Source organism: Streptomyces sp. NPDC033180 (assembly GCF_055577645.1).
The window spans coordinates 198,115-216,775 of record NZ_JBVIPU010000013.1; the positions used below are offsets into that span (position 1 = coordinate 198,115).

The 18,661-nt window shown below is 71.4% G+C and carries 16 protein-coding genes; 9 read left to right on the plus strand and 7 right to left on the minus strand.

The features are described 5' to 3' along the window. Positions 1-106 precede the first annotated feature (106 nt). The 5 genes from ACZ5WE_RS29665 (at position 107) to ACZ5WE_RS29685 (ending at position 5,908) form a co-directional block, all read left to right on the plus strand. Positions 107-1,324, plus strand: coding sequence for an ROK family protein (locus tag ACZ5WE_RS29665; protein WP_467693500.1), 1,218 nt, complete (start codon positions 107-109; stop codon positions 1,322-1,324). After that, complete coding sequence (locus ACZ5WE_RS29670; protein ID WP_467693501.1) at positions 1,321-2,898, plus strand: M81 family metallopeptidase; 1,578 nt, start codon at positions 1,321-1,323, stop codon at positions 2,896-2,898. Before ACZ5WE_RS29665 ends, ACZ5WE_RS29670 begins: the two co-directional genes overlap by 4 nt. A gap of 75 nt (positions 2,899-2,973) precedes the next feature. After that, positions 2,974-3,804 carry a transporter substrate-binding domain-containing protein gene (locus ACZ5WE_RS29675; RefSeq protein ID WP_467693503.1) on the plus strand — a complete coding sequence of 277 codons (831 nt, stop codon included), beginning with the start codon at positions 2,974-2,976 and terminating at the stop codon, positions 3,802-3,804. An 84-nt stretch (positions 3,805-3,888) separates the two neighbouring features. After that, entirely contained in the window at positions 3,889-5,385 is a 1,497-nt protein-coding gene (locus ACZ5WE_RS29680) for a hypothetical protein (protein WP_467693505.1), read from the plus strand. Positions 5,386-5,467: 82 nt separating this feature from the next. After that, positions 5,468-5,908 carry a hypothetical protein gene (locus tag ACZ5WE_RS29685; RefSeq protein ID WP_467693507.1) on the plus strand — a complete coding sequence of 147 codons (441 nt, stop codon included), beginning with the start codon at positions 5,468-5,470 and terminating at the stop codon, positions 5,906-5,908. Positions 5,909-6,217: 309 nt separating this feature from the next. Here ACZ5WE_RS29685 and ACZ5WE_RS29690 read toward each other — a convergent pair whose 3' ends face one another. The 4 genes from ACZ5WE_RS29690 to ACZ5WE_RS29705 form a co-directional block, all read right to left on the minus strand. After that, a complete protein-coding gene (locus ACZ5WE_RS29690; RefSeq protein ID WP_467693509.1) occupies positions 6,218-6,961 on the minus strand; it encodes an AfsR/SARP family transcriptional regulator in 744 nt (247 codons plus the stop codon). A 124-nt stretch (positions 6,962-7,085) separates the two neighbouring features. After that, positions 7,086-9,917, minus strand: a complete 2,832-nt coding sequence (locus ACZ5WE_RS29695) for a helix-turn-helix transcriptional regulator (protein ID WP_467693511.1) — start codon at positions 9,915-9,917, stop codon at positions 7,086-7,088. A gap of 155 nt (positions 9,918-10,072) precedes the next feature. After that, positions 10,073-10,279, minus strand: coding sequence for a hypothetical protein (locus ACZ5WE_RS29700; RefSeq protein ID WP_467693513.1), 207 nt, complete (start codon positions 10,277-10,279; stop codon positions 10,073-10,075). 165 nt (positions 10,280-10,444) lie between these two features. Further along, positions 10,445-11,542, minus strand: a complete 1,098-nt coding sequence (locus ACZ5WE_RS29705) for an NADH:flavin oxidoreductase/NADH oxidase (RefSeq protein WP_467693515.1) — start codon at positions 11,540-11,542, stop codon at positions 10,445-10,447. 161 nt (positions 11,543-11,703) lie between these two features. On the opposite strand from ACZ5WE_RS29705, the gene ACZ5WE_RS29710 reads away from it, so the two are divergent. After that, the gene (locus tag ACZ5WE_RS29710) at positions 11,704-12,069 is read left to right on the plus strand and encodes an ArsR/SmtB family transcription factor (RefSeq protein WP_467693516.1); all 366 of its coding nucleotides are present in this window, start codon (positions 11,704-11,706) and stop codon (positions 12,067-12,069) included. Positions 12,070-12,128: 59 nt separating this feature from the next. On the opposite strand, the gene ACZ5WE_RS29715 is transcribed toward ACZ5WE_RS29710, so the two are convergent. Beyond that, complete coding sequence (locus ACZ5WE_RS29715) at positions 12,129-13,490, minus strand: FAD-dependent oxidoreductase (RefSeq protein ID WP_467693518.1); 1,362 nt, start codon at positions 13,488-13,490, stop codon at positions 12,129-12,131. Between the two features lie 285 nt (positions 13,491-13,775). Here ACZ5WE_RS29715 and ACZ5WE_RS29720 point away from each other — a divergent pair, with 285 nt between their 5' ends. After that, a complete protein-coding gene (locus ACZ5WE_RS29720; RefSeq protein ID WP_467693520.1) occupies positions 13,776-14,111 on the plus strand; it encodes a DUF6214 family protein in 336 nt (111 codons plus the stop codon). A gap of 169 nt (positions 14,112-14,280) precedes the next feature. Continuing rightward, positions 14,281-15,543 carry an MFS transporter gene (locus ACZ5WE_RS29725; protein ID WP_467693522.1) on the plus strand — a complete coding sequence of 421 codons (1,263 nt, stop codon included), beginning with the start codon at positions 14,281-14,283 and terminating at the stop codon, positions 15,541-15,543. A 16-nt stretch (positions 15,544-15,559) separates the two neighbouring features. Here the strand turns inward: ACZ5WE_RS29725 and ACZ5WE_RS29730 are convergent, their stop codons facing one another. Further along, on the minus strand, positions 15,560-16,213 hold the full coding sequence (locus tag ACZ5WE_RS29730; RefSeq protein ID WP_467693524.1) for a DUF305 domain-containing protein: 654 nt from the start codon (positions 16,211-16,213) through the stop codon (positions 15,560-15,562). A gap of 177 nt (positions 16,214-16,390) precedes the next feature. Here ACZ5WE_RS29730 and ACZ5WE_RS29735 point away from each other — a divergent pair, with 177 nt between their 5' ends. Continuing rightward, complete coding sequence (locus tag ACZ5WE_RS29735; RefSeq protein WP_467693526.1) at positions 16,391-17,893, plus strand: LVIVD repeat-containing protein; 1,503 nt, start codon at positions 16,391-16,393, stop codon at positions 17,891-17,893. On the opposite strand, the gene ACZ5WE_RS29740 is transcribed toward ACZ5WE_RS29735, so the two are convergent. Then, complete coding sequence (locus tag ACZ5WE_RS29740) at positions 17,881-18,573, minus strand: TetR/AcrR family transcriptional regulator (RefSeq protein ID WP_467693528.1); 693 nt, start codon at positions 18,571-18,573, stop codon at positions 17,881-17,883. The two genes, ACZ5WE_RS29735 and ACZ5WE_RS29740, sit on opposite strands and share 13 nt — an antisense overlap. Between the last annotated feature and the right edge of the window lie 88 nt (positions 18,574-18,661).

The following is an 18,661-nucleotide window of genomic DNA, read 5'->3' on the forward strand; positions in this document are numbered from 1 at the left end:
CGCTAGGTCTGGCGACAAAATCAAGTCAAGAGCTTCGTTCGGCAAGAAGTCTCAAAGTCGGGAGACTCTGGCCAACTTGCTTCGAAGAGACTTAGTGTTCGTCCCGATGTCGAAGGAACTGATCGAAGCAACTGGGGGCGGCATGGCCGGAACACCGCACGGCGAACCGGGGTCGGCTCAGCACATCCTGCAGCTGGTCTCCTCGGGCGCCGCCTCCTCCCGGGCCGATCTCGTACGGGAGCTGGGACTCGCCCCGTCCACCGTGTCGCTGCGCGTGCAGGAACTCGTCACCGCGGGCGTACTCACCGAATCCGGCGAGGGCGCGTCCCGCGGCGGCCGCCGCCCCCGGCTCCTGCGCGTCCACGCGCAGGGCGGCGTCGCCCTGGCCGCCGACCTCGGCAGCCACCACGCGCGCATCGGCGTCGTCGACCTCGGCGGCACCGTCCTGGACGCCGTCGACCTGCCGCACGACATCACCGCGGGGCCCGAGTCCGCCGTCGACTGGCTCTGCGGCCAGGTCGCCGAACTGGGCGCACGGCAGCGGGAGTCGGGCCGTACCGTCCGCGCCCTCGGTGTTGCCTTCCCCGGCCCCGTGCAGCCCGCTCAGGGCCGCGTCATGAGCCCGTCCCGGATGCCCGGCTGGCACCGCTACCCGCTGCGCGACGTCCTCGCCGAACGCCTCGGCATCCCCGTCACCGTCGACAACGACGCCACGATGATGGCCGTCGGCGAACACCGCACCGCCCGCCCCGGACTCGACCACATGGTCGTCGTCAAGGCGGGCCGCGGCATCGGCAGCGGCGTCATCGTGGCGGGCCGCCCGCACGACGGCGCGAACGGCTCCGCGGGCGACATCAGTCACGTACGCATCGAGGCGGCGGGCGACCGCCCGTGCAGCTGCGGCAACATCGGCTGCCTGGAGACCGTGGCGAGCGGCGCCGCCCTCATCCGCGAACTCGCCCTGCAGGGCGTCGAGGTGGAGGACACGACCGACCTCCTGCGGCTTGTCGCCGACGGCGACCCGCAGGCCACCACCCTCGTCCGCACCGCGGGCCGGCACATCGGCACCGTCCTGTCCGTCGTCGTGAACTTCTTCAACCCCCAGGCCGTCGCCCTCGGCGGCGTACTCGCCACCGCCGAACCGCTCGTCGCCGCCGTACGCGGCGTCCTCTACGAGCGCTGCCTGCCCCTGGCCACCGCGGACCTGGAGATCACCACCACCGTGACAGGGCGCGACGCGGGCCTCCTCGGCGCCGGACTCACCGCCCTGCGCCAGAACCTCCCGACCACCCCGGCACCCCAGGAAGAGAGCGTCCAGGCATGACCACCCCCGCAACGAACCAGCGTCGCCTCCGTATCGGCATCGGCGGCATCGGCATCGAGTCCTCCACCTTCTGCCCGCACCGCTCCACCACGGACGACTTCCGCCAGACCCGCGGCCAGGACCTCCTGGACCGCTACACCTGGACCCAGCCGGAATCCGACCTCGCCTACACGGTCGAATGGGTGCCGCTCCTGCACGCGACCTCGCTGCCCGGCGGCCCGGTCGAGGCCCAGTCGTATCTGACCCTCAAGGACGAACTGGTCACGCGCATACGGGAAGCCGGCCCCCTGGACGGCCTCGTGTACGACATCCACGGCGCGATGAGCGTCATCGGCCTGACCGACGCCGAGGCCGACCTGACGGAAGCGGTCCGTGCCGCCCTCGACGCCGTCGGCACCCCCGACGGCGGCCGCCCCATGATCTCGACCGCCATGGACCTGCACGGCAACGTCTCACGCCGGTTCGCCGAGCCCATCGACCTGCTCACCGCCCACCGCCTCGCCCCGCACGAGGACGCCTGGGAGACCCGCGAGCGCGCCGCCCGCAATCTCGTACGCTGCCTGCGCGAGGGAACCCGGCCGCACCGCGCCTGGGTCCAGGTGCCGGTGCTCCTGCCCGGCGAGAAGACCAGCACCCGCCTGGAGCCCGCCAAGTCCCTCTACGCCTCGCTCGCCGACATCGAGAAGCTGGACGGCATCCTCGACGCCGCCTTGTGGGTCGGCTACGCCTGGGCGGACGAACCGCGCTGCAAGGCAGCGATCGTCGTCACCGGGGAAGACCCCGAACTGGCCGCCGCGGAGGCCGAGAAGCTCGCACGCCGCTACTGGGACGCGCGCCGCGACTTCGTCTTCGTCGGCCCGACCGGCGGCGCCGACGAGTGCATCGAGAAGGCCGTCGCGTCGGACAAGCGGCCCTTCCTGATCAGTGACTCCGGCGACAACCCGACGGCGGGCGGCGCCGGCGACCTCGCGTACATGCTGGGCAGGCTCCTGGAGAACGACGCGATCCGCTCCGGGAAGGTCACGGCCGTCCACCCCGGCATCACCGACCCGGTCGCCGTCGCCCGCTGCTTCGAGGCCGGAGTGGGCGCCGACGTCACCCTGAGCGTCGGCGGCAAGGTCGACGCGAACCACGGCGGCCCCTACGAACTCACCGGTACCGTCGTGGCGTTGCAGCGCGCGGCCGAGCAGAAGGACCGGGCGGAGGGCGGCGCCTACGACCGTGGGGTCGACATGGCGGCCGTACGGACCGGTGGCGTGACCGTCATCCTGGTCGAGCGCCGCAAGCCCTTCCACACCCTCGCGGACTTCATGGGCCCGGCGGACGGCGGCCTCGGCATAGACCCGCGGACCTTCGATCTGGTGGTCGTCAAGATCGGCTACCTGGAGCCCGAGCTCTACGACATGGCCGCCGACTGGCTCCTCGCCCTCACCCCGGGCGGCGTCGACCAGGATCTGCCGCGGCTCGGTCACCATCGAGTGGAGCGCCCGCTCTACCCGTTCGACGAGGACGCGTACGACGCCGGGGAGGGCCCCGACCTGACGCCCGCCCGGCTGGCCCCGCTCGGCAGGTGAGAAGGGGCTTCACCGGCCACAACGCTTCTGCGAAGGTGATCCCTTCGAGCCGCGAACCCGTACGGAGGAGCCCCCGTGAAGCGTGCCGCCACCCTGTCCGCCCTGGTCTGTCTGCTCGCCGTCACGGCCGCCGCGCCCGCGTCCCCCGACGCCGGGCGCGGCAAGGACCGCCACCGCGGAAGCCTCCTGGACTCCGTGCCGAAGTCGGGCGTCCTGAAGGTGTGCACGACCGGCGACTACCGCCCCTTCACCCACCTCGACCCCGCAGACAAGACCTACAGCGGTGTGGACATCAAGATGGCCGAGGACCTGGCGGAAAGCCTCGACGCCAAACCCAAGTACGTGGCCACGACCTGGGCGGACCTGACCAAGGACGTCGCGGCGGGCCGCTGTGACATCGCGGTCGGCGGCGTCTCCATCACCCTGCCGCGCGCCCGCCAGGTCTACTTCAGCGAGCCCACCCGTGAGGACGGCAAGACGCCGATCGTGCGCTGCGCCGACAAGGAGAAGTTCGGCGAGGGCACGCTCAAGGACATCGACAAGCCGGGCACCACCGTCATCGTCAACCCCGGTGGCACGAACGAGCAGTTCGCGCGCGCGAACATCAAGCAGGCCACGATCAAGCTGCACCCGGAGAACACCACGATCTTCAAGGAGATCATCGCGGGCCGCGCCGACGTGATGATGACGGACGCGAGCGAGACCCGCTACCAGGCCAAGATCCACCCCGAGCTCTGCTCCCTGCACCCCGACAAGCCCTTCACCTTCTCCGAGAAGGCGTACGCAACTCCGCGCGGGGACGAGGAGTTCAAGGAGTACGTCGACCAGTTCACGCACCTGGCGACGCACGACGGGACGTACGCGGCGTACGAGGCGGAGTGGATGGGTCCTGCCTCGGGTTCCTAGTCGTGCGTGGTGTTCGTGGTCCGGGGTTATCCCTGAGCTCGTCCCCGATGTCGGGGACGGTGGCGCCGCCCTACCTTCCTGGGCATGGCTTCCTTCCGTGAGCGGTGCATCCACAGCCGGCAGGGTGGTCGACTCGCCTCGACCACCACCGCCGACATCGACGAGCTCGTGGCAGGGCTCAAGGACCGGCCGCGTGTGGTGCTCCACTTCCACGGCGGACTCATCGACGACACGCTGGGCTTCGCCACCGCCGAGCGGCTCGCGCCCGTGTACGAGGCGGCGGGCGCCGAGCCCGTCTTCTTCGTGTGGAGCAGCGGACTCCTGGAGACCCTGCGGGGCAACCTGCCGCAGATCCTGAACGAGAGCGTCTTCCGTACGCTGCTCAACAGGGTCACCCGATACGCCACCGGCACCGTTTTCCGGGAGCCGGGACAGCGAGCTCTCGGGGCGGTGGCCACCCCCTCCCCGAGGGCTGTAGCAGCCGAACTCGCCCAGGTACGAGCCGGACAGGAACCCTACGCGCGGCTGACCGCACCGCACGAGGTGGCGCCGCTGAACGAGTCCGAGCAGAGGCAGATCGCCGCCGAGCTGTCGACGGACACCGAACTGGCCGAGCGCACCAGGGAGATCGTGAACTCGGCGATGCCCCCGGACCGGCCCCGCCCCACAGAGCCGGTCGCCGCGGCGCGAGACATCATCGGGGGGCGTGCCGCGGCGGCCACACTGATGTCGCCGGACGTCGTGGCCGACCTCGCGGCCAGGGCGGGCACCGGGGAACGTGCCCTGGTGAGCACGGCGTTGATCGTGCGCAAGACCGTGCGCGTCGTGGCGGCCGTCGTCGGCCGCTTCCGGCAGCGCAACGACCACGGGCTCTATCCGACGGTCGTCGAGGAGATCCTCCGCGAGTTCTACCTCGCCAACGCGGGCGCCGCGATCTGGGACGCGATGAAGCGGCAGACCGCGGAGACCTTCGCCGGCGCGGACGACGAGGCCCGCGCCGGGCGGTACTTCCTGGACCGGTTCGCCGAGCTGCTCGCCTCCGGCACCCACCCCCAGGTGACCGTGGTCGGCCACAGCGCGGGCGCCGTGTTCATCGGCAACCTCCTCGACGACCTCGTGCGCAGGCGTGCCGCGGAGAACGACCCTCTTCCTGCCGACTTCCGGCTGCGGGACGTGGTGCTTCTCGCGCCGGCCTGCACAGTGGCGCGGCTCGCGCCCGTGGTCCGCCGACAGGCCGAACTCTTCGACCGGTTCCGGATGTTCACCATGACCGACAGGGCGGAGCAGGCCGACCACCTGGTGCCGTTCCTGTACCCGAGGTCGCTGCTCTACTTCATCTCCGGCGTCCTGGAGCGCGGACCGTCCAAGGAGCCCGCCGTCACGCCGATCGCGGGCATGCAGCGCTGGTACCTCGACTCCGCGGCCGTGGGGCCCGACTCCGACGACCTGCGCGGCTTCCTGCGGGCGGATCCCGCCCGCACGGTCTGGTCACCGGGCCTGGACGCGGGGGCACGCAGCCACACTGCGTTCGACGACGACCCGCTGGTCCTCGCGAGCGTGGCGGCGATGCTCGCGGACTGACGGCGCGAGGACTGAACGCAGGGGGGAGGCCGATCCGGGGCGGGTCGGCAGCCTCCTGGAGCGCCTCGTCCACTACGCCCCCGTGCAGCCGGACATCGCCGCGCTGTGCACCCTGCTCGACGAGCCGGTGCCGCCGGTCGCCTCGCCGCCCATGCTCGCGGCCTCGTGCCGCCTCCTGGTCCGGGCGGACTCGGCCGACCCGGGCATCCTCCAGGACGGTTCGGTGGCCGAGAGCGCGGCGGAACACCTGGTCGGGCGAGGCGTCTGGACCACCTGGCTGGAGCAGGAGCCGCGACCGGGCGGCGCGGCGCGCGGGGGCCTCGCCCCGCCCGTGGTGGGGGCCGCCGTCGACCCGGTCGACCGCGTCCGGCGCTACGTGTGGGATATCGCGAGCGTCGAGGACAGAAGCGTCGACGACGTGCTGAGCAGCATGGAGCCGAAGGACCTGTCCCGCAGGACCGGCCTGCCGCACAAGGCCGTCGACAAGGCCATCGAGGAGCTCAGACGGCCGCAAGGGAAGTGAAGGACCGCTGGAGTGAAGGGGAACGGTGACGGCCCCGGGAGGCATTCGCCTGCCGGGGCCGCCACCGTCACCGGCGTCCTACGCCGCGCTCGGCACCCCCGTGACCGTGCGTGGCGGAACGTCGGTGGCCTGCCGGCCGCGTCCCCCAACGCGGTCGGCAGGGGCGGGTGGGACGACCTGCGGCCCGTGCACCCCCGAGCGCGCACGGACAGACAGGCCATCGGTGACGTGGCGGCACGTCACCTGTTCTTGGAAAACCCCCGCCGCGGTCCCTGTCACCATGGCTGCCTCGCCTTCCCGCCGTGTCCGTCAGGTCACCGCGCGCCGCACCATCGTGCGGAACTGCTCCGAGGGCTCGATGCCGAGCTCCGTGCGGAGCAGCCCGCGGAACGCCTTGAAGTGCCGCACCGCTTCCGCCAGGTTGTTCTCGGCGAGGTGCACCGTCACGACCGCGCGGTGCGCGCTCTCGCGCAGCGGGTCGATCCGGGTGCTCTCCAGGGCGGCCTCCAGCGCGGGGGCGTACTGCTCGCGCATGACGAGCCGCGCCGAAAGGGCCTCGAGCGCGTGCAACCGCAGCTGATGCAGCCGCTCGCGCTCGAACATCACCCAGTCCTGGTGCCAGCCGGGCAGCAGTTCCCCCCTGTCCATCAGTGCGGAGCACGCGGCCCCGGTCCCCTCAGCCGGGGCCGCGAGAATGCGGTGTGCCGTGGCGGTGAAGTCCTGGATGTCCATCCGGACACTCCGGCTGAGTGCGAGCACCCCGGGCGGGGAGCCGCAGACGGCCGAACTCGCCGCGTTGAGACGCCAGATGGCGGTACGGAGACAGGCCCGCGCACGCTCCTCGGTGACATCGGGCCACAGCGTCCCCGCGAGCGCCGAACGTGTCGCGGGGCCGCGCAGCCCGAGGAGGGCGAGCAGCTGCTGCCCGCTGGCGGACACGTCGACCTGCCCGCCGTCACCCTCGCCGCGGCTGAGGTGGAATCCCCCGAGCAGCCGCAGACGCAGGGCCGGTGGCGCGTCGCCGCGTACCGTCGGACATTCCGTGACAGCCATCTGCGCACCCCCACTTGTGCATCCCATCCCCTGACCAGCCAAGAAACTACGCCGGACAGCGGCAGGGGTGCCTCAGGGAACCGCCCAGGGATAACCCCGGCGTGCCGGGGCGCCGGCCCGGGGGCTACGACGGCGTACGCCGTTCCTGGGGAGCGAAGTGCTGCACGAGCCCGATGCGCGAAGTGATGCCGAGCTTCGTATAGGTGTGGCCCAGGTGGTACTCGATGGTCTTGACGCTCAGTGCGAGCGCGGTGGCGATCTGCCGGTTGGTGAAGCCCTGCGACGCGAGACGCGCGACGGCCAGCTCCTGCGGGGTCAGCCCTTCGGCGGCGGAGTCCATGTCCGCCGGATCGTGCGCGGGCCGCGGGGGCGCCGCACGCCCGCAGGCGTCCAACTCCCGTTCGCACCGGGCGAGATAGGGTACGGCGTTCAGTTCCTTCATCGTCGTGTACGCCGCCTGGAGCTGGGCCACGGCGACCGAGCGGCGGCCGATCCTGCGCAAAAACGCCCCGTGGTCGAGCTGGACGCGGGCGCGGCCGAACGGCGACGGGATCTGCGCCGCCTGGTCGTGCGCGCGCAGGAACGACGCCTGGGCGCGGTCCGCCTCCCGGCGTGCCGCGTGCAGGTTGCCGCGCACGCGTGCCGCGGCGGACAGCGCCGCGTGCTGCCCGCGCGCCTGCGCCCGCTCTTCGTAGGGCAGAAGCACCGCCTGCGCCTCGTCGAACTCGCCGAGCTGGATGAGCGCGTCGACCAGGAGCTCACGCCAGGACACCACGCCCGGTTCGTTCACGCCGTCGTGCGAGGCGAAATCCAGGAGCGGCCGCAGCGCCTCCACGACGCGCTCCGGCTCCGCGCGGGCCTCGGCGAAGGCCCCGTGCGCCGACGCCGCGTACGCGTAGGCGAGGGCACTCTCGTCGCAGCCGGGCGCGTCCAGGGCGAGCCGCAGATGCACCGACGCACGGTCCCAGGTGCCGCGTGCCGAGAGGATCCAGCTGGCGATGGCGTGCGTGACGGGCTTCAGCCACGACTGCTCGGTGTCGTCGGCGATGGAGGCGGACGCCTCGGCGTGGATCAGCGCCTCGTCCCAGTCGCCGAGCCGGTGCAGGGTCTGGGCGAGCGCGGAGGCCGAGAGGAGCCGCAACGGCACCGTGCCCTTGCGGCAGTTGGCCACGGCGCCGAGCAGGTCGGCGCGTGCGCCGAGCAGATCGTCCGACCAGAGCCGCAACTGACCGCGTGCCAACAGCAGATCGATGCTCGAGGGCGGCACGAGCAGCGGATCGGGAAGGTCACCGGCGAGCTCGATGCCCTTCTTGGCGGACCCGCTGAGGCCCAGTGCGAGGAGATGATTGAAGCGCAGCATCCGGCTCGGCCCCTGGAGGGTGGAGAGCCGCTGGGCGCGCTCCGCCCACTGGGCGGCGTCGGATGAGCGCCCCCGCATCACGGCGGCGTAGCTCAGCTGCTCCGCCGCCCGCGCGGCGAGCGAGGGATCGCTCTCGTGGTCGCACTGGTTCCAGGCGTCGACGAGCAGCGTCTGCGCCTGCTCCATGCGGCCCTGGACGCGCGCCACATACCCGCGTACATATCCGCGCAGCGCCGGGTCCGCGCCGGCCGGAATGCCCGCGGCGAGTTCGGCCGACTCGTGGACCCGGCCGTCGAGCAGCAGCGCCTCGACCGCCTCGACGGCGAGCCGGTCGCGCTCCAGGTCGGTCGTCGCCACCCGTGACGCGTGCCGCAGATGCTGGCCCGCCACCGCCCACTGCCCGGTGGCCGCCTCGCGCCTGGCGCAGGCGGCGAGGGCGGCGGCGAGATGCTCGTCCGGGCCCGTGGCGGCGAGCACGCGGTGGCGCAGACTCGCGTAGTCGTCGTCGACCAGGGCGGCGGCCCGCGTGTGCAGATCGGCGCGGTGCGCGGGGCCGATGTCCTGGTAGACGGCGGCATGGACGAGGGGGTGCGGGAAGGCGATCTCGGGCGCGGCCCCCGAGTGCGACTCCTTCAACAGGCCTGCCTTGACGGCCCGTTCGAGCGCGGGCAGCGGAGCCGTGACGCGGGCGAGCGCGGCAGCCACGCTCAGCGGGCAAGGCAGCCCGAGCACGCTGACCGCCTGGACGAGCCGCAGCGCCTGGGGTCCGCACTCCGCGAGGTTGGCGAGCACCAGCATGGCGTACGAGCGCGGCGCGGGCAGCGGCGTGGTGACGTCCCGCAGGACGTGCGCGGGCACCTGGTCCAGGAGCGCGCGGGCGTGCAGTGGATTGCCGTGCGTGTGGTCCCGCAGGCGTACGGACGCCGAGTGCGGGAGCCGGTCGCTGCCCATCTGCGCGCTGAGGGAGCCCAGTTCGTCCGGGCTGAGCCCGTGCAGCGGGATGCGCCGGGTGCGGACGTCGGCGAGCAGCCTGCGGATGCCCTCCGGCAGCTGGGGAGCCTGCGGGTCCCGTGCCGTCACGATCGCGAGGACCTTGTCGACGCGCAGCCGCCGCAGCGCGAACGTCAGCGCGTTCAGCGACGCGGAATCGGCCCAGTGGGCGTCATCCAGCACCAGGATGACAGGGCCCTTGTCCTGCAGTTCGCTCAGCAGGTCGAGCAGTCCGAAGCCCGCCGCGAGCGGTGGCAGGGTGCCGGGCGCCGAGCGGGGCGTACGGACCAGCGACCCCAGGCTGTCGGGCAGTGGGAGCGGGCTCTGCCCGACGAACTGGGCGAGCACCCCGCAGGGCAGGGCGCTCTCGTTCTCCTCGCCGCTGGCCTGGAGCACACACGCATCGCCCGCCGTGTCGAGGAACCTGCGCACCAGAGCGGACTTGCCGATACCGCCGGGCCCGTCGATCAGGACGAGCCGTGGCACACCCTCGCGTGCCTGGCGGAACTCCTCCTGGAGCGCCGCGAGTTCGCGCGTACGACCGGAGAACGCCTCATGGGGCGCCGGTGCGTTGACATGGCTGTTCAGTATGTCGCCGGACGTCATCACCGCCCCCACATGTCGGCACCCGGTACGGGCGCCATGACTGTGACGGTGACCCGTGCCGGGCGCATGGCCCTGAACGTCCACGATGATGCCGAAACCGCTCTCGGGACAAGCCGATTCGCCACTCCCGGAGAGTCAGTTACCGAGAGGTGGCATCAGGCGTCACAGGAGTCATCACCTGCCGCGCAAGTGCGTTCTCCGGCTTCCGTGGACGCGGCGTCCGGCGGTTCGAGCAGTGAGAGCAGTTCGAGCCAGCCGTGAAACGGCGTGCGGTGACCCGTGTCCTCTTCCTCGCGGCCCGCATCCACCACATTGCCGTGCACGCCCCCGGGGGAGCGGAACACCTCGATGACGTAGCGCACAACGTCCTCCCGAGGGCCGGTACAGGCCCCGAACCGTGACACATCGCGACAGCGCCACGGTACGAACCCCGGTCGGGGCCGCGCTTCGGGGAGTCACCTAGGGATGACCCCAGTCCCCAACCCTTGGCCAAGGCTCATGGGGTGCGTGGGCCCGCACCGTGGGGCTCAGACCATCCGGTGGTACTGCTGAGGCGTGGCGACATCGCCGCCCAGGTCACGGGCCGCGTGGCGGGCCCACGAGGGGTCGCGCAGGAGCTCGCGGCCCAGGAGCACGGCGTCGGCCTCGTCATTGGCGAGGATCTTCTCGGCCTGCTCGGGGTCGGTGATCAGGCCGACGGCCGCGACGGGGAGCGACGTCTCGGCCTTCACCCGCGCCGCGAACGGGACCTGGTAGCCGGGGCCCGCCTCGATGCGCGCTCCAGGGGCGTTGCCTCCGGTGGAGACGTCCAGGAGGTCCACACCGTGGGCGTGCAGCTCCTTCGCGAGCCGGACCGTGTCGTCGGCCGTCCAGCCGTCCCGGTCGTCCTCGGGGTTCTCCGTCAGCCAGTCGGTCGCGGAGATCCGGAAGAAGAGGGGCAGCTCCTCGGGCCACACGGCGCGGACGGCGTCGACGACCTCGAGGGCGAACCGGGAGCGGTTCTCGAAGGAGCCGCCGTACTCGTCCGTGCGGTGGTTGGAGAAGGGCGAGAGAAACTCGCCGATGAGGTAGCCGTGGGCGCCGTGGATCTCGACCACCTGGAAACCGGCGTCCAGCGCGCGCCGGGCCGCACTGGCGAACTGGCCGACGACAGCGCGGATTTCCTCCGTGGTGAGTTCGTGCGGCAGGTGGTGGCCCTCGTCGAAGGGCAGCGCGCTGGGCGCGAGCGGCTGCCAGCCGTGCTCCTCCTGGCCGACGGGCCCGCCGCCCTTCCAGGGGCGGTCGGTGGACGCCTTGCGCCCCGCGTGGGCGATCTGGATGCCCGGCGTGGTGCCGTGGGTCTTCAGGAAGCCGGTGATGCGGCGGAGCGCCTCGACCTGCGTGTCATTCCATATCCCGAGGTCCGCGGGGCTGATGCGGCCCTCCGGGCTCACGGCCGTCGCCTCGAGAAGGATCAGGCCGGTGCCGCCGGCGGCGCGCGCCGCGTAGTGGGCGAAGTGCCAGTCGTTCGCCACACCCGCGTTCGGTCCGAACACCTCGGCCGAGTACTGGCACATCGGGGCCATCCACACTCGGTTGGCGACGGTCAGCGATCGCAGGGTGTAGGGCTCGAACAGCGCGCTCACGGCGGACTCCATTCGTCGTGGACTTCGGTACGGCTCGCACGATAGACCTCGTAGTACGGCGGATGTCAAACTACGATGACTCTCGTACTATGGGGCCTTCGAGAAGACGTGAAGCCGCGATGCGAAGCCCCCACGCGAAGCCCGGACGAAGTGGAGCTGTCATGACGACCGCCGCACCCATCAGCAGCCGCGCGCTCGACCATCCGACGCGCGAGGATATCCGGCTCGAGGGTGTGCTGCACGCACTGTCGGATCCGATGCGCCTGCGGGTCGTGCGGCAGCTGGCAGGGTGCGAGCCCGGCCTCGACGGACTCTCCTGCTCGCGCATCGACCTGCCCGTCACGAAGTCGACGAGCACCCACCACTTCAGGGTGCTGCGCGAGAGCGGCGTGATCCAGCAGATCTACCGAGGCACGGCAAAGCTGAACGGCCTGCGCCGCGAGGACCTGGACGCGCTGTTCCCTGGACTCCTGGCGAGTGTCCTGGCCGCGGCAGCGTCGCAGGCGGAGCGCACGAGCGCCCCTTGAGGGGCGCGGGGGACTGCGCGCCCAGCCCCCACCGACCCGCGGTCAAAGTCCCGGCAGGCTCACCGCTCACCGCCGCGCGAGGCGCCACGCGCGGCGCCCAGCAGCCCCGCCCAGTCCGGGATCTTCACAGGCCCACGCCCAAGCGCAGCGCCCAACTCCGCCTCCGCCCGCTCGATCGCCTGCCAGCCCCGCCACTCGACGGGGTGCAGGCCGGCCTCGCGCAGAGTCCGCAGAGGATCGTCCGGCACCCCTTTCCGTACGAGGGCGGGAGCGTCCGCAAGGAGGGACAGCACCGTCTCCTTGGCGCACGGGCGGTTGGTTCCGATCACGCCCGTCGGCCCCCGCTTGATCCAGCCCGCCACGTACTCGCCCGGGGACGCGACGCCCTCCCGCAGCACCCGCCCCGCCGCGTGCGGCACCGTGCCGAGCCCGGGATCGAACGGCAGCCCGTCGATGGGCACCCCGCGATAGCCGACCGAGCGCAGGACCAACTGCCCCGCGACGTCCTCGTACAGCCCGGAACCGGTTACTCCGCCGCGGCCGTCCGGCAGCGTCCGCTCGAAGCGCACTCCGCCGACGCGCCCCGCCGCCTCCGTCAAGGCCACCGGACGCAGGAAGAACCGGAGCCGGATGCTGCGCGGCAGGTGCCGCACGGGGCGCTCGGCCCAGCCGCGCATCACCTCGACGTTGCGGCGGCCCACCGCGGGCAGGCCGGAAGGGTCGGCGTACGCCGGATCGAGCGCCAACTCCGCGGGATCCACGATCACTTCGGTGTCCGGGAGTGAACCGAGCTCGCGCAGCTCCTTGGTGGTGAAGCGTGCCTGCGAAGGGCCGCGCCGCCCCACCATGTGGACCTCGCGCACCCGGCTCCCGGCCAGCACGCCGAGCGCTTCCTGAGGCATGTCGGTGGGCCGCAGCTCGGCCACGCCGCGCGCCAGCATCCGGGCGACGTCCACCGCGACGTTCCCGACGCCGATGACCACGGCGGACTCCACGCCCCCGATGAAACCGTCGGTCGTCGCGTCCGGATGCGCGCTGTACCAGGAGACGAACTCCGTGGCCGAGTGGCTCCCCGGCAGGTCCTCGCCCGGCACGCCCAGCTTGCGGTCCGCCGCCGCGCCCACGCAGTAGACCACCGCGTGGTAGAGGTCGAGCAGCCGCGCCGTCGGGAGGCCGCCGGGGCCGACCTCGATGCCGCCGAGGAAGCGCACGCGGTCGTGTTCGAGGACCGTGCGCAGATTGTTCTGGAGAGACTTGATCTTCTCGTGGTCGGGCGCGACACCGTAACGGACGAGGCCGTACGGGCAGGGGAGCCGGTCGATGACGTCGACCCGCACCCCCGGCACGAGGTCCTGCTGGACGAGGGACTGCGCGGTGTAGACCCCGCTCGGGCCCGATCCGACGACGGCGACCTGCAGCACGGCGGTGCTCCTTCCGCGAGGCGGCCTCGGGGGATGACTTCAGCATCGCACCCCCGCGCGTGAAGGGGGAGACGCCGTGAGGGGGCGCGTCGATCCGGGCGCTCCGCTCCAGGGTCGACAGCCGCGCGAGCCCTGCGTGCCGTTCGTGACCTAATGCGATCGCACGGCTACCTTTTGATGGTGCTTGAGAGCCCCTTTCTTGGCGTTTCTGATCACTATCGACCGAATGCTGACGGCTCGCCCTCGTTCGCACCCCCATCCCCGCCCGTCCCGCCCTCGTTTCATGTGCGGCTGACCTTCGGTGACGGAGCCGCCATCGACGCACGGGCCGTGGTGTCGGAGGGGCGGATCACCCTGGAGGGCCTGCGCGCCCAGCCACCGCATCAGGGCGACGACCTCCCGCAGGACCGGCCCGCCGTACGCCGCGCCCGCCCGTCGTGGCCGCGCGGGCGCGAGGGGCGGCTGATGGTGGCTCGGGAGTACCGCGCGGCGCAGGCCGAGGGGCGGGACCCCGTGCTCGCGGTGATGCAGGCGACCGGACGCAGCCGCCGCAGGTCGCTCAAGCTCATCGCGGCAGCCCGGGACGCGGGCACGCTGCCGCCGCGCCACCACCGCCGCTAGGCACCCTCGCCCGCAGCACCGCTCACCACGCCCGCGCGGAGCCGCCGGCGCGGGACGCGGGTTGTCGCGGCGCCGGATCAGCTGCGGTCGTTTGACCCGCGGACCCATCGCCGGTTTGGATGCCGCAGGTCAGGGTGAGGTCGTTCGAGCGCGACGGCGAGGGGTGGCAGTGGCACCGGGCAGGGAGGCCAGGCGGTCCCTCGGGCGGCAGTTCGGCTGGTTGTGGGCGGCGTACACGGTCAGCGTGTTCGGTACGCGGCTCGCGTTCGACGCGTTCCCCCTGATCGCGATCCTGGCCCTGGACGCCGGTCCGACGGAGGTGTCGGTGCTCGCGGCGGCGGGGTTCGCCGTGGGCGCGGTGGTGGCGGTGCCGCTCGGGCCGTGGGTGGAGTTCCGCCGCAAGCGGTCGGTGATGATCGCGATGGACCTTGTCCGGTGCGCGGCGCTGCTCAGCGTCCCCGCCGCGTACGCGCTCGGCCTGCTCGGCTTCGGCCAGCTCCTGGCCGTGTCGGTCGTCGTCGGGGCGGCCGACATCGCGTTCGGCGCGGCGAGCGGTGCCTGCGTCAAGGCACTCGTACGGCCACAGGACCTGCTTGTCGCTAACGGCCGCCTGGAGTCCACGAGTTGGACCGCCCTGGTGCTCGGGCCGCCGCTGGGCGGGGCCGCGCTCGGGTTCTTCGGTCCGGTGATGACCGTGGTGGCCGACGGGGTCAGCTATCTGCTCTCGGCCCTGGGGGTCCGCGCGATCGGCGGCAAGGAGCCGCACCCCGTGCGCACCGGGCCGCGCACCCGCTTCAGGGCGGGTGATCTGCTCGACGGCTGGCGCTACATCCTGGCGGGCCCGGTGCTGCGCCCGCTGTTCTTCAACACCCTTCTGAACAACGGCCTGATCATGGCGACATCGCCGCTGCTGATCGTCCTGATGGTCGGCGAGCTCGGCTTCGCGCCGTGGCAGTACGGCCTGGCCTTCGCCGTGCCCTGCGTCGGCGGTCTGCTCGGCTCGCGGCTCGCCCGGCCGCTCGTCGAGCGGTTCGGGCGGCACCGCGTCCTGCTCACCGCCGGGACGCTGCGGGCCTGCTGGCTGCTCTGGCTTGCCTTCATCGGCCCCGGCGTCGCCGGGCTCGTCCTCGTCATCGTCGTCGAGTTCGGCCTGATCACGTGCTCGGGCGTGTTCAACCCGGTGTTCGCCACCTACCGGCTCGACCACACCCCGGCCGACCGCGTCGCCCGCACCCTGTCCGCGTGGTCGGTCACCAGCAAGCTCTCCATCGCGGCCATGACCGGCCTGTGGGGTCTGCTGGCCGCCGTCACCGGGCCGCGCACCGCGATCGGGATCGCCGGGGTCCTCATCCTCGCCACCCCGCTGCTGCTGCCGCGGCGCGACCACGAGCCGCACGACGAGCGGGACGCCGCCGCCCGGAGCCACAGCTGACGTCCCGCGCCGCGCCTCACATCTCGCGCATCCGGCCGATCTCCGTCGTCTGCTGCGCGATCACGTCGTTGGCCATCTCCTCGACCAGGATGTTGTTGCCGTCGGAGAGCACATCCGTGGCCATCGTGACCGCGCCGTTGTGGTGCGTGATCATCAGCTTCAGGAAGAGCTCGTCGAACGTCTTGCCCTTCGCCGCGCGCAGCTGCTTCAGCTGCCCCTCGGTGGCCATGCCCGGCATCGTCCCGTGGTCGTGACCGGGCTGCTTCTTCGGGCCGCCGTGGGTCTTCAACCAGCCTTTCATGGCGCCTATTTCGGGCCGCTGCGAGGCCGTGATGCGGTCGGCGAGACGCTTGACCTTCGTGGACTCGGCACGTTTCGGGGCGAGTTCGGTCATCTTCAGGGCCTGGCCGTGGTGCGTGATCATCATCTGGGTGTAGGTGAAGTCCGCCGAGTTGGGGGTGTCGTCGTCGGTTCTCCGCTTGGCCGCGTCCTCGGCCGACATCGTCTCCGCGCGCTCGCCCGGCTTGCCGGGGGCGATCACAGAAGGGCCGGGCGCGGCCTTCTTGTCCGGCGGTGAACCGGCGTCGGAACCTCCTGAGTCGCAGGCGCCGAGCGCCAGAACGGCGGCCGTGAGGAACACGGTGACGGCGGGCGTACGGCGGTGGTGCACGGCTGCCTCCTGTGGCGCGCGGGGGAGTTGGGGACCGTCCTAGCACGCTTACGCGCGGTAGTGATCAAAAACTTTCATTACAGATGTGTTGCCATCTGTTGATCTGTGCATGATGAGCACGATACTGCGGGGTGTCCGTGAACCGTTCACATACGAACGGCGACTAGGGAGGACGCAGTGACCCTGTTGAACAACCCCCGAACACGGCGCAGACGCTTCGGCGTCGGCGCGGCCGCGCTCGGTCTGATAGCCGCGCTGTTCAGCGCGGCGCCCGCCGGAGCGACGCCCGACCCGGGCGACTCACCGGCCGCGCCCAAGAGCGTGTCGAAGAGTGACGCCGCCGACGCGAAGGCGGCCATCAAGAGCGGCAAGATACCCGCGCCCGACGAGATCGTGCACTCGGACAACATCAAGCACCTTGCCAACATCCCCAAGGACGCGCTGCCGGGAACCAACTCCGACCTCGCGTTCCAGGGGAAGTACGCCTTCGCGGGCAACTACGACGGCTTCCGCATCTTCGACATCAGCAACCCGAAGAAGCCGCGGACCGTCTCCCAAGTCCTGTGCCCCGGCTCGCAGAACGACATCTCCGTCTCCGGGAACCTGCTCTTCCTCTCCACCGACTCCTCGCGCAGCGACAGCTCCTGCACAAGCACCACGCAGCCCGCGACCGAGAAGTCCTCGTGGGAGGGCATGAAGGTCTTCGACATCAGCGACAAGAGGAACCCGAGGTACGTCTCCGCCGTCGAGACCGCCTGCGGCTCGCACACGCACACCCTGGTGCCGGAGAAGCGGAACGTCTACGTGTACGTCTCCTCGTACGCCCCGAGCGCGACGTTCCCGGACTGCCAGCCTCCGCATGACGGCATCTCCATCATCAAGGTGCCCCGCAAGGCCCCGCAGAAGGCGGCCGTCGTCGACTTCCCCGTGCTCTTCCCGGGCGAAGGCCCCGACGGCGGAGGCAACCCGGGCGGGCCCACCAACCCGGGCGTTTCCAAGACCACCGGCTGCCACGACATCACCGTGCTGCCCTCCGAGGACCTCGCGGCGGGCGCCTGCATGGGCGACGGAATCCTCTTCTCCATCAAGAATCCGGAGAAGCCATGGGTCATCGACCAGGTCCAGGACAACAAGAACTTCGCGTTCTGGCACTCGGCGACGTTCAACCAGCGGGCCAACAAGGTCGTCTTCACCGACGAGTTGGGCGGCGGTGGCGCCGCCACCTGCGACGAGGCCACGGGCCCGGAACGCGGCGCCAACGGCATCTACGACATCAAGGGCAAGGGCGATCACCGCAAGCTCGTCTTCAAGAGCTACTACAAGATTCCGCGCCACCAGGCCGCGACCGAGAACTGCGTGGCCCACAACGGCTCGCTGATCCCGGTCAAGGGCAAGGACCTGATGGTCCAGGCCTGGTACCAGGGCGGTGTCTCCGTCTGGGACTTCACCAACTCCTCGAAGCCGAAGGAGATCGGCTACTTCGAGCGCGGCCCCCTCAGCACCGACACGATCCAGACCGGCGGATCCTGGTCGGCGTACTACTACAACGGTTACGTCTACTCGAACGACATGGCCAAGGGCTTCGACGTCCTGAAGATCGACGACAAGCGGACGGATCCCGCCGAGCGGGTCCGCGTCCGTGAGCTCAACGTCCAGACCCAGCCGGACTACTTCGACTGAGTGGACTGCTCCGTGGATGGCTGACCGGACCGCGTCTCCTGCGCGGCCTGATCGGCGACTCGCGCGTGCGTCCCGCCGGGCGGCTCCTCGCCCGGCGGGACCCCGAGCTCCCACGCGAGCCCGTACCGCTGGAACAGCTCGGCACGCAGCGCGCCCGCGGGCATCGGCGCCCCCGGAAGCAACACCGCGAAGACCGCGCCCATCAGGAGCGCGCGCAGCAGCGGGTAGTCGGTGTCCACGTCGGGCGACCCATGGCGTACGACGGTGTCGCGGAGCAGTTCGGCGAGGTGCTGCTGCTCCGGGCAGCGCACGAAGCCGTCCGCCTGGAGGATGCCTGCCATGTGCGTGCGCATGAGGAGGGGCTGGTCACCGGCCAGGCCCAGGATCGCGTCGATGGCGCGGGCCAGGAGCTCGTCCCCGTCCGTGGTCCGCGGCTCCCGTTCGAGCGCGGCCTGCAGCGTGCGGTGCATCAGGCGGTGCACCGCCGACTGAAGGAGCTGACGCTTGCCGGGGAAGTAGTACGACACCAGACCGCGGGCCGAGCCCGCCCGGTCCGCGATGTCGCCGAGTGTCGTCGCCTCGTAGCCGCGTTCGCTCACCAGCTCGACCGTGGCCTGCAGGAGTCGTTCCCTGGAACGCCTTCGCAACTCTTCATTGACCGATGCGCTACGCGGGGACATTCTGTAACTCCTGCGTTGACTGGCTCGGAGCCAGTATACTCAGCGTGTCACGGACCGAGGCCCTCAGCGGTCGTCTTGTGGTCCGTGC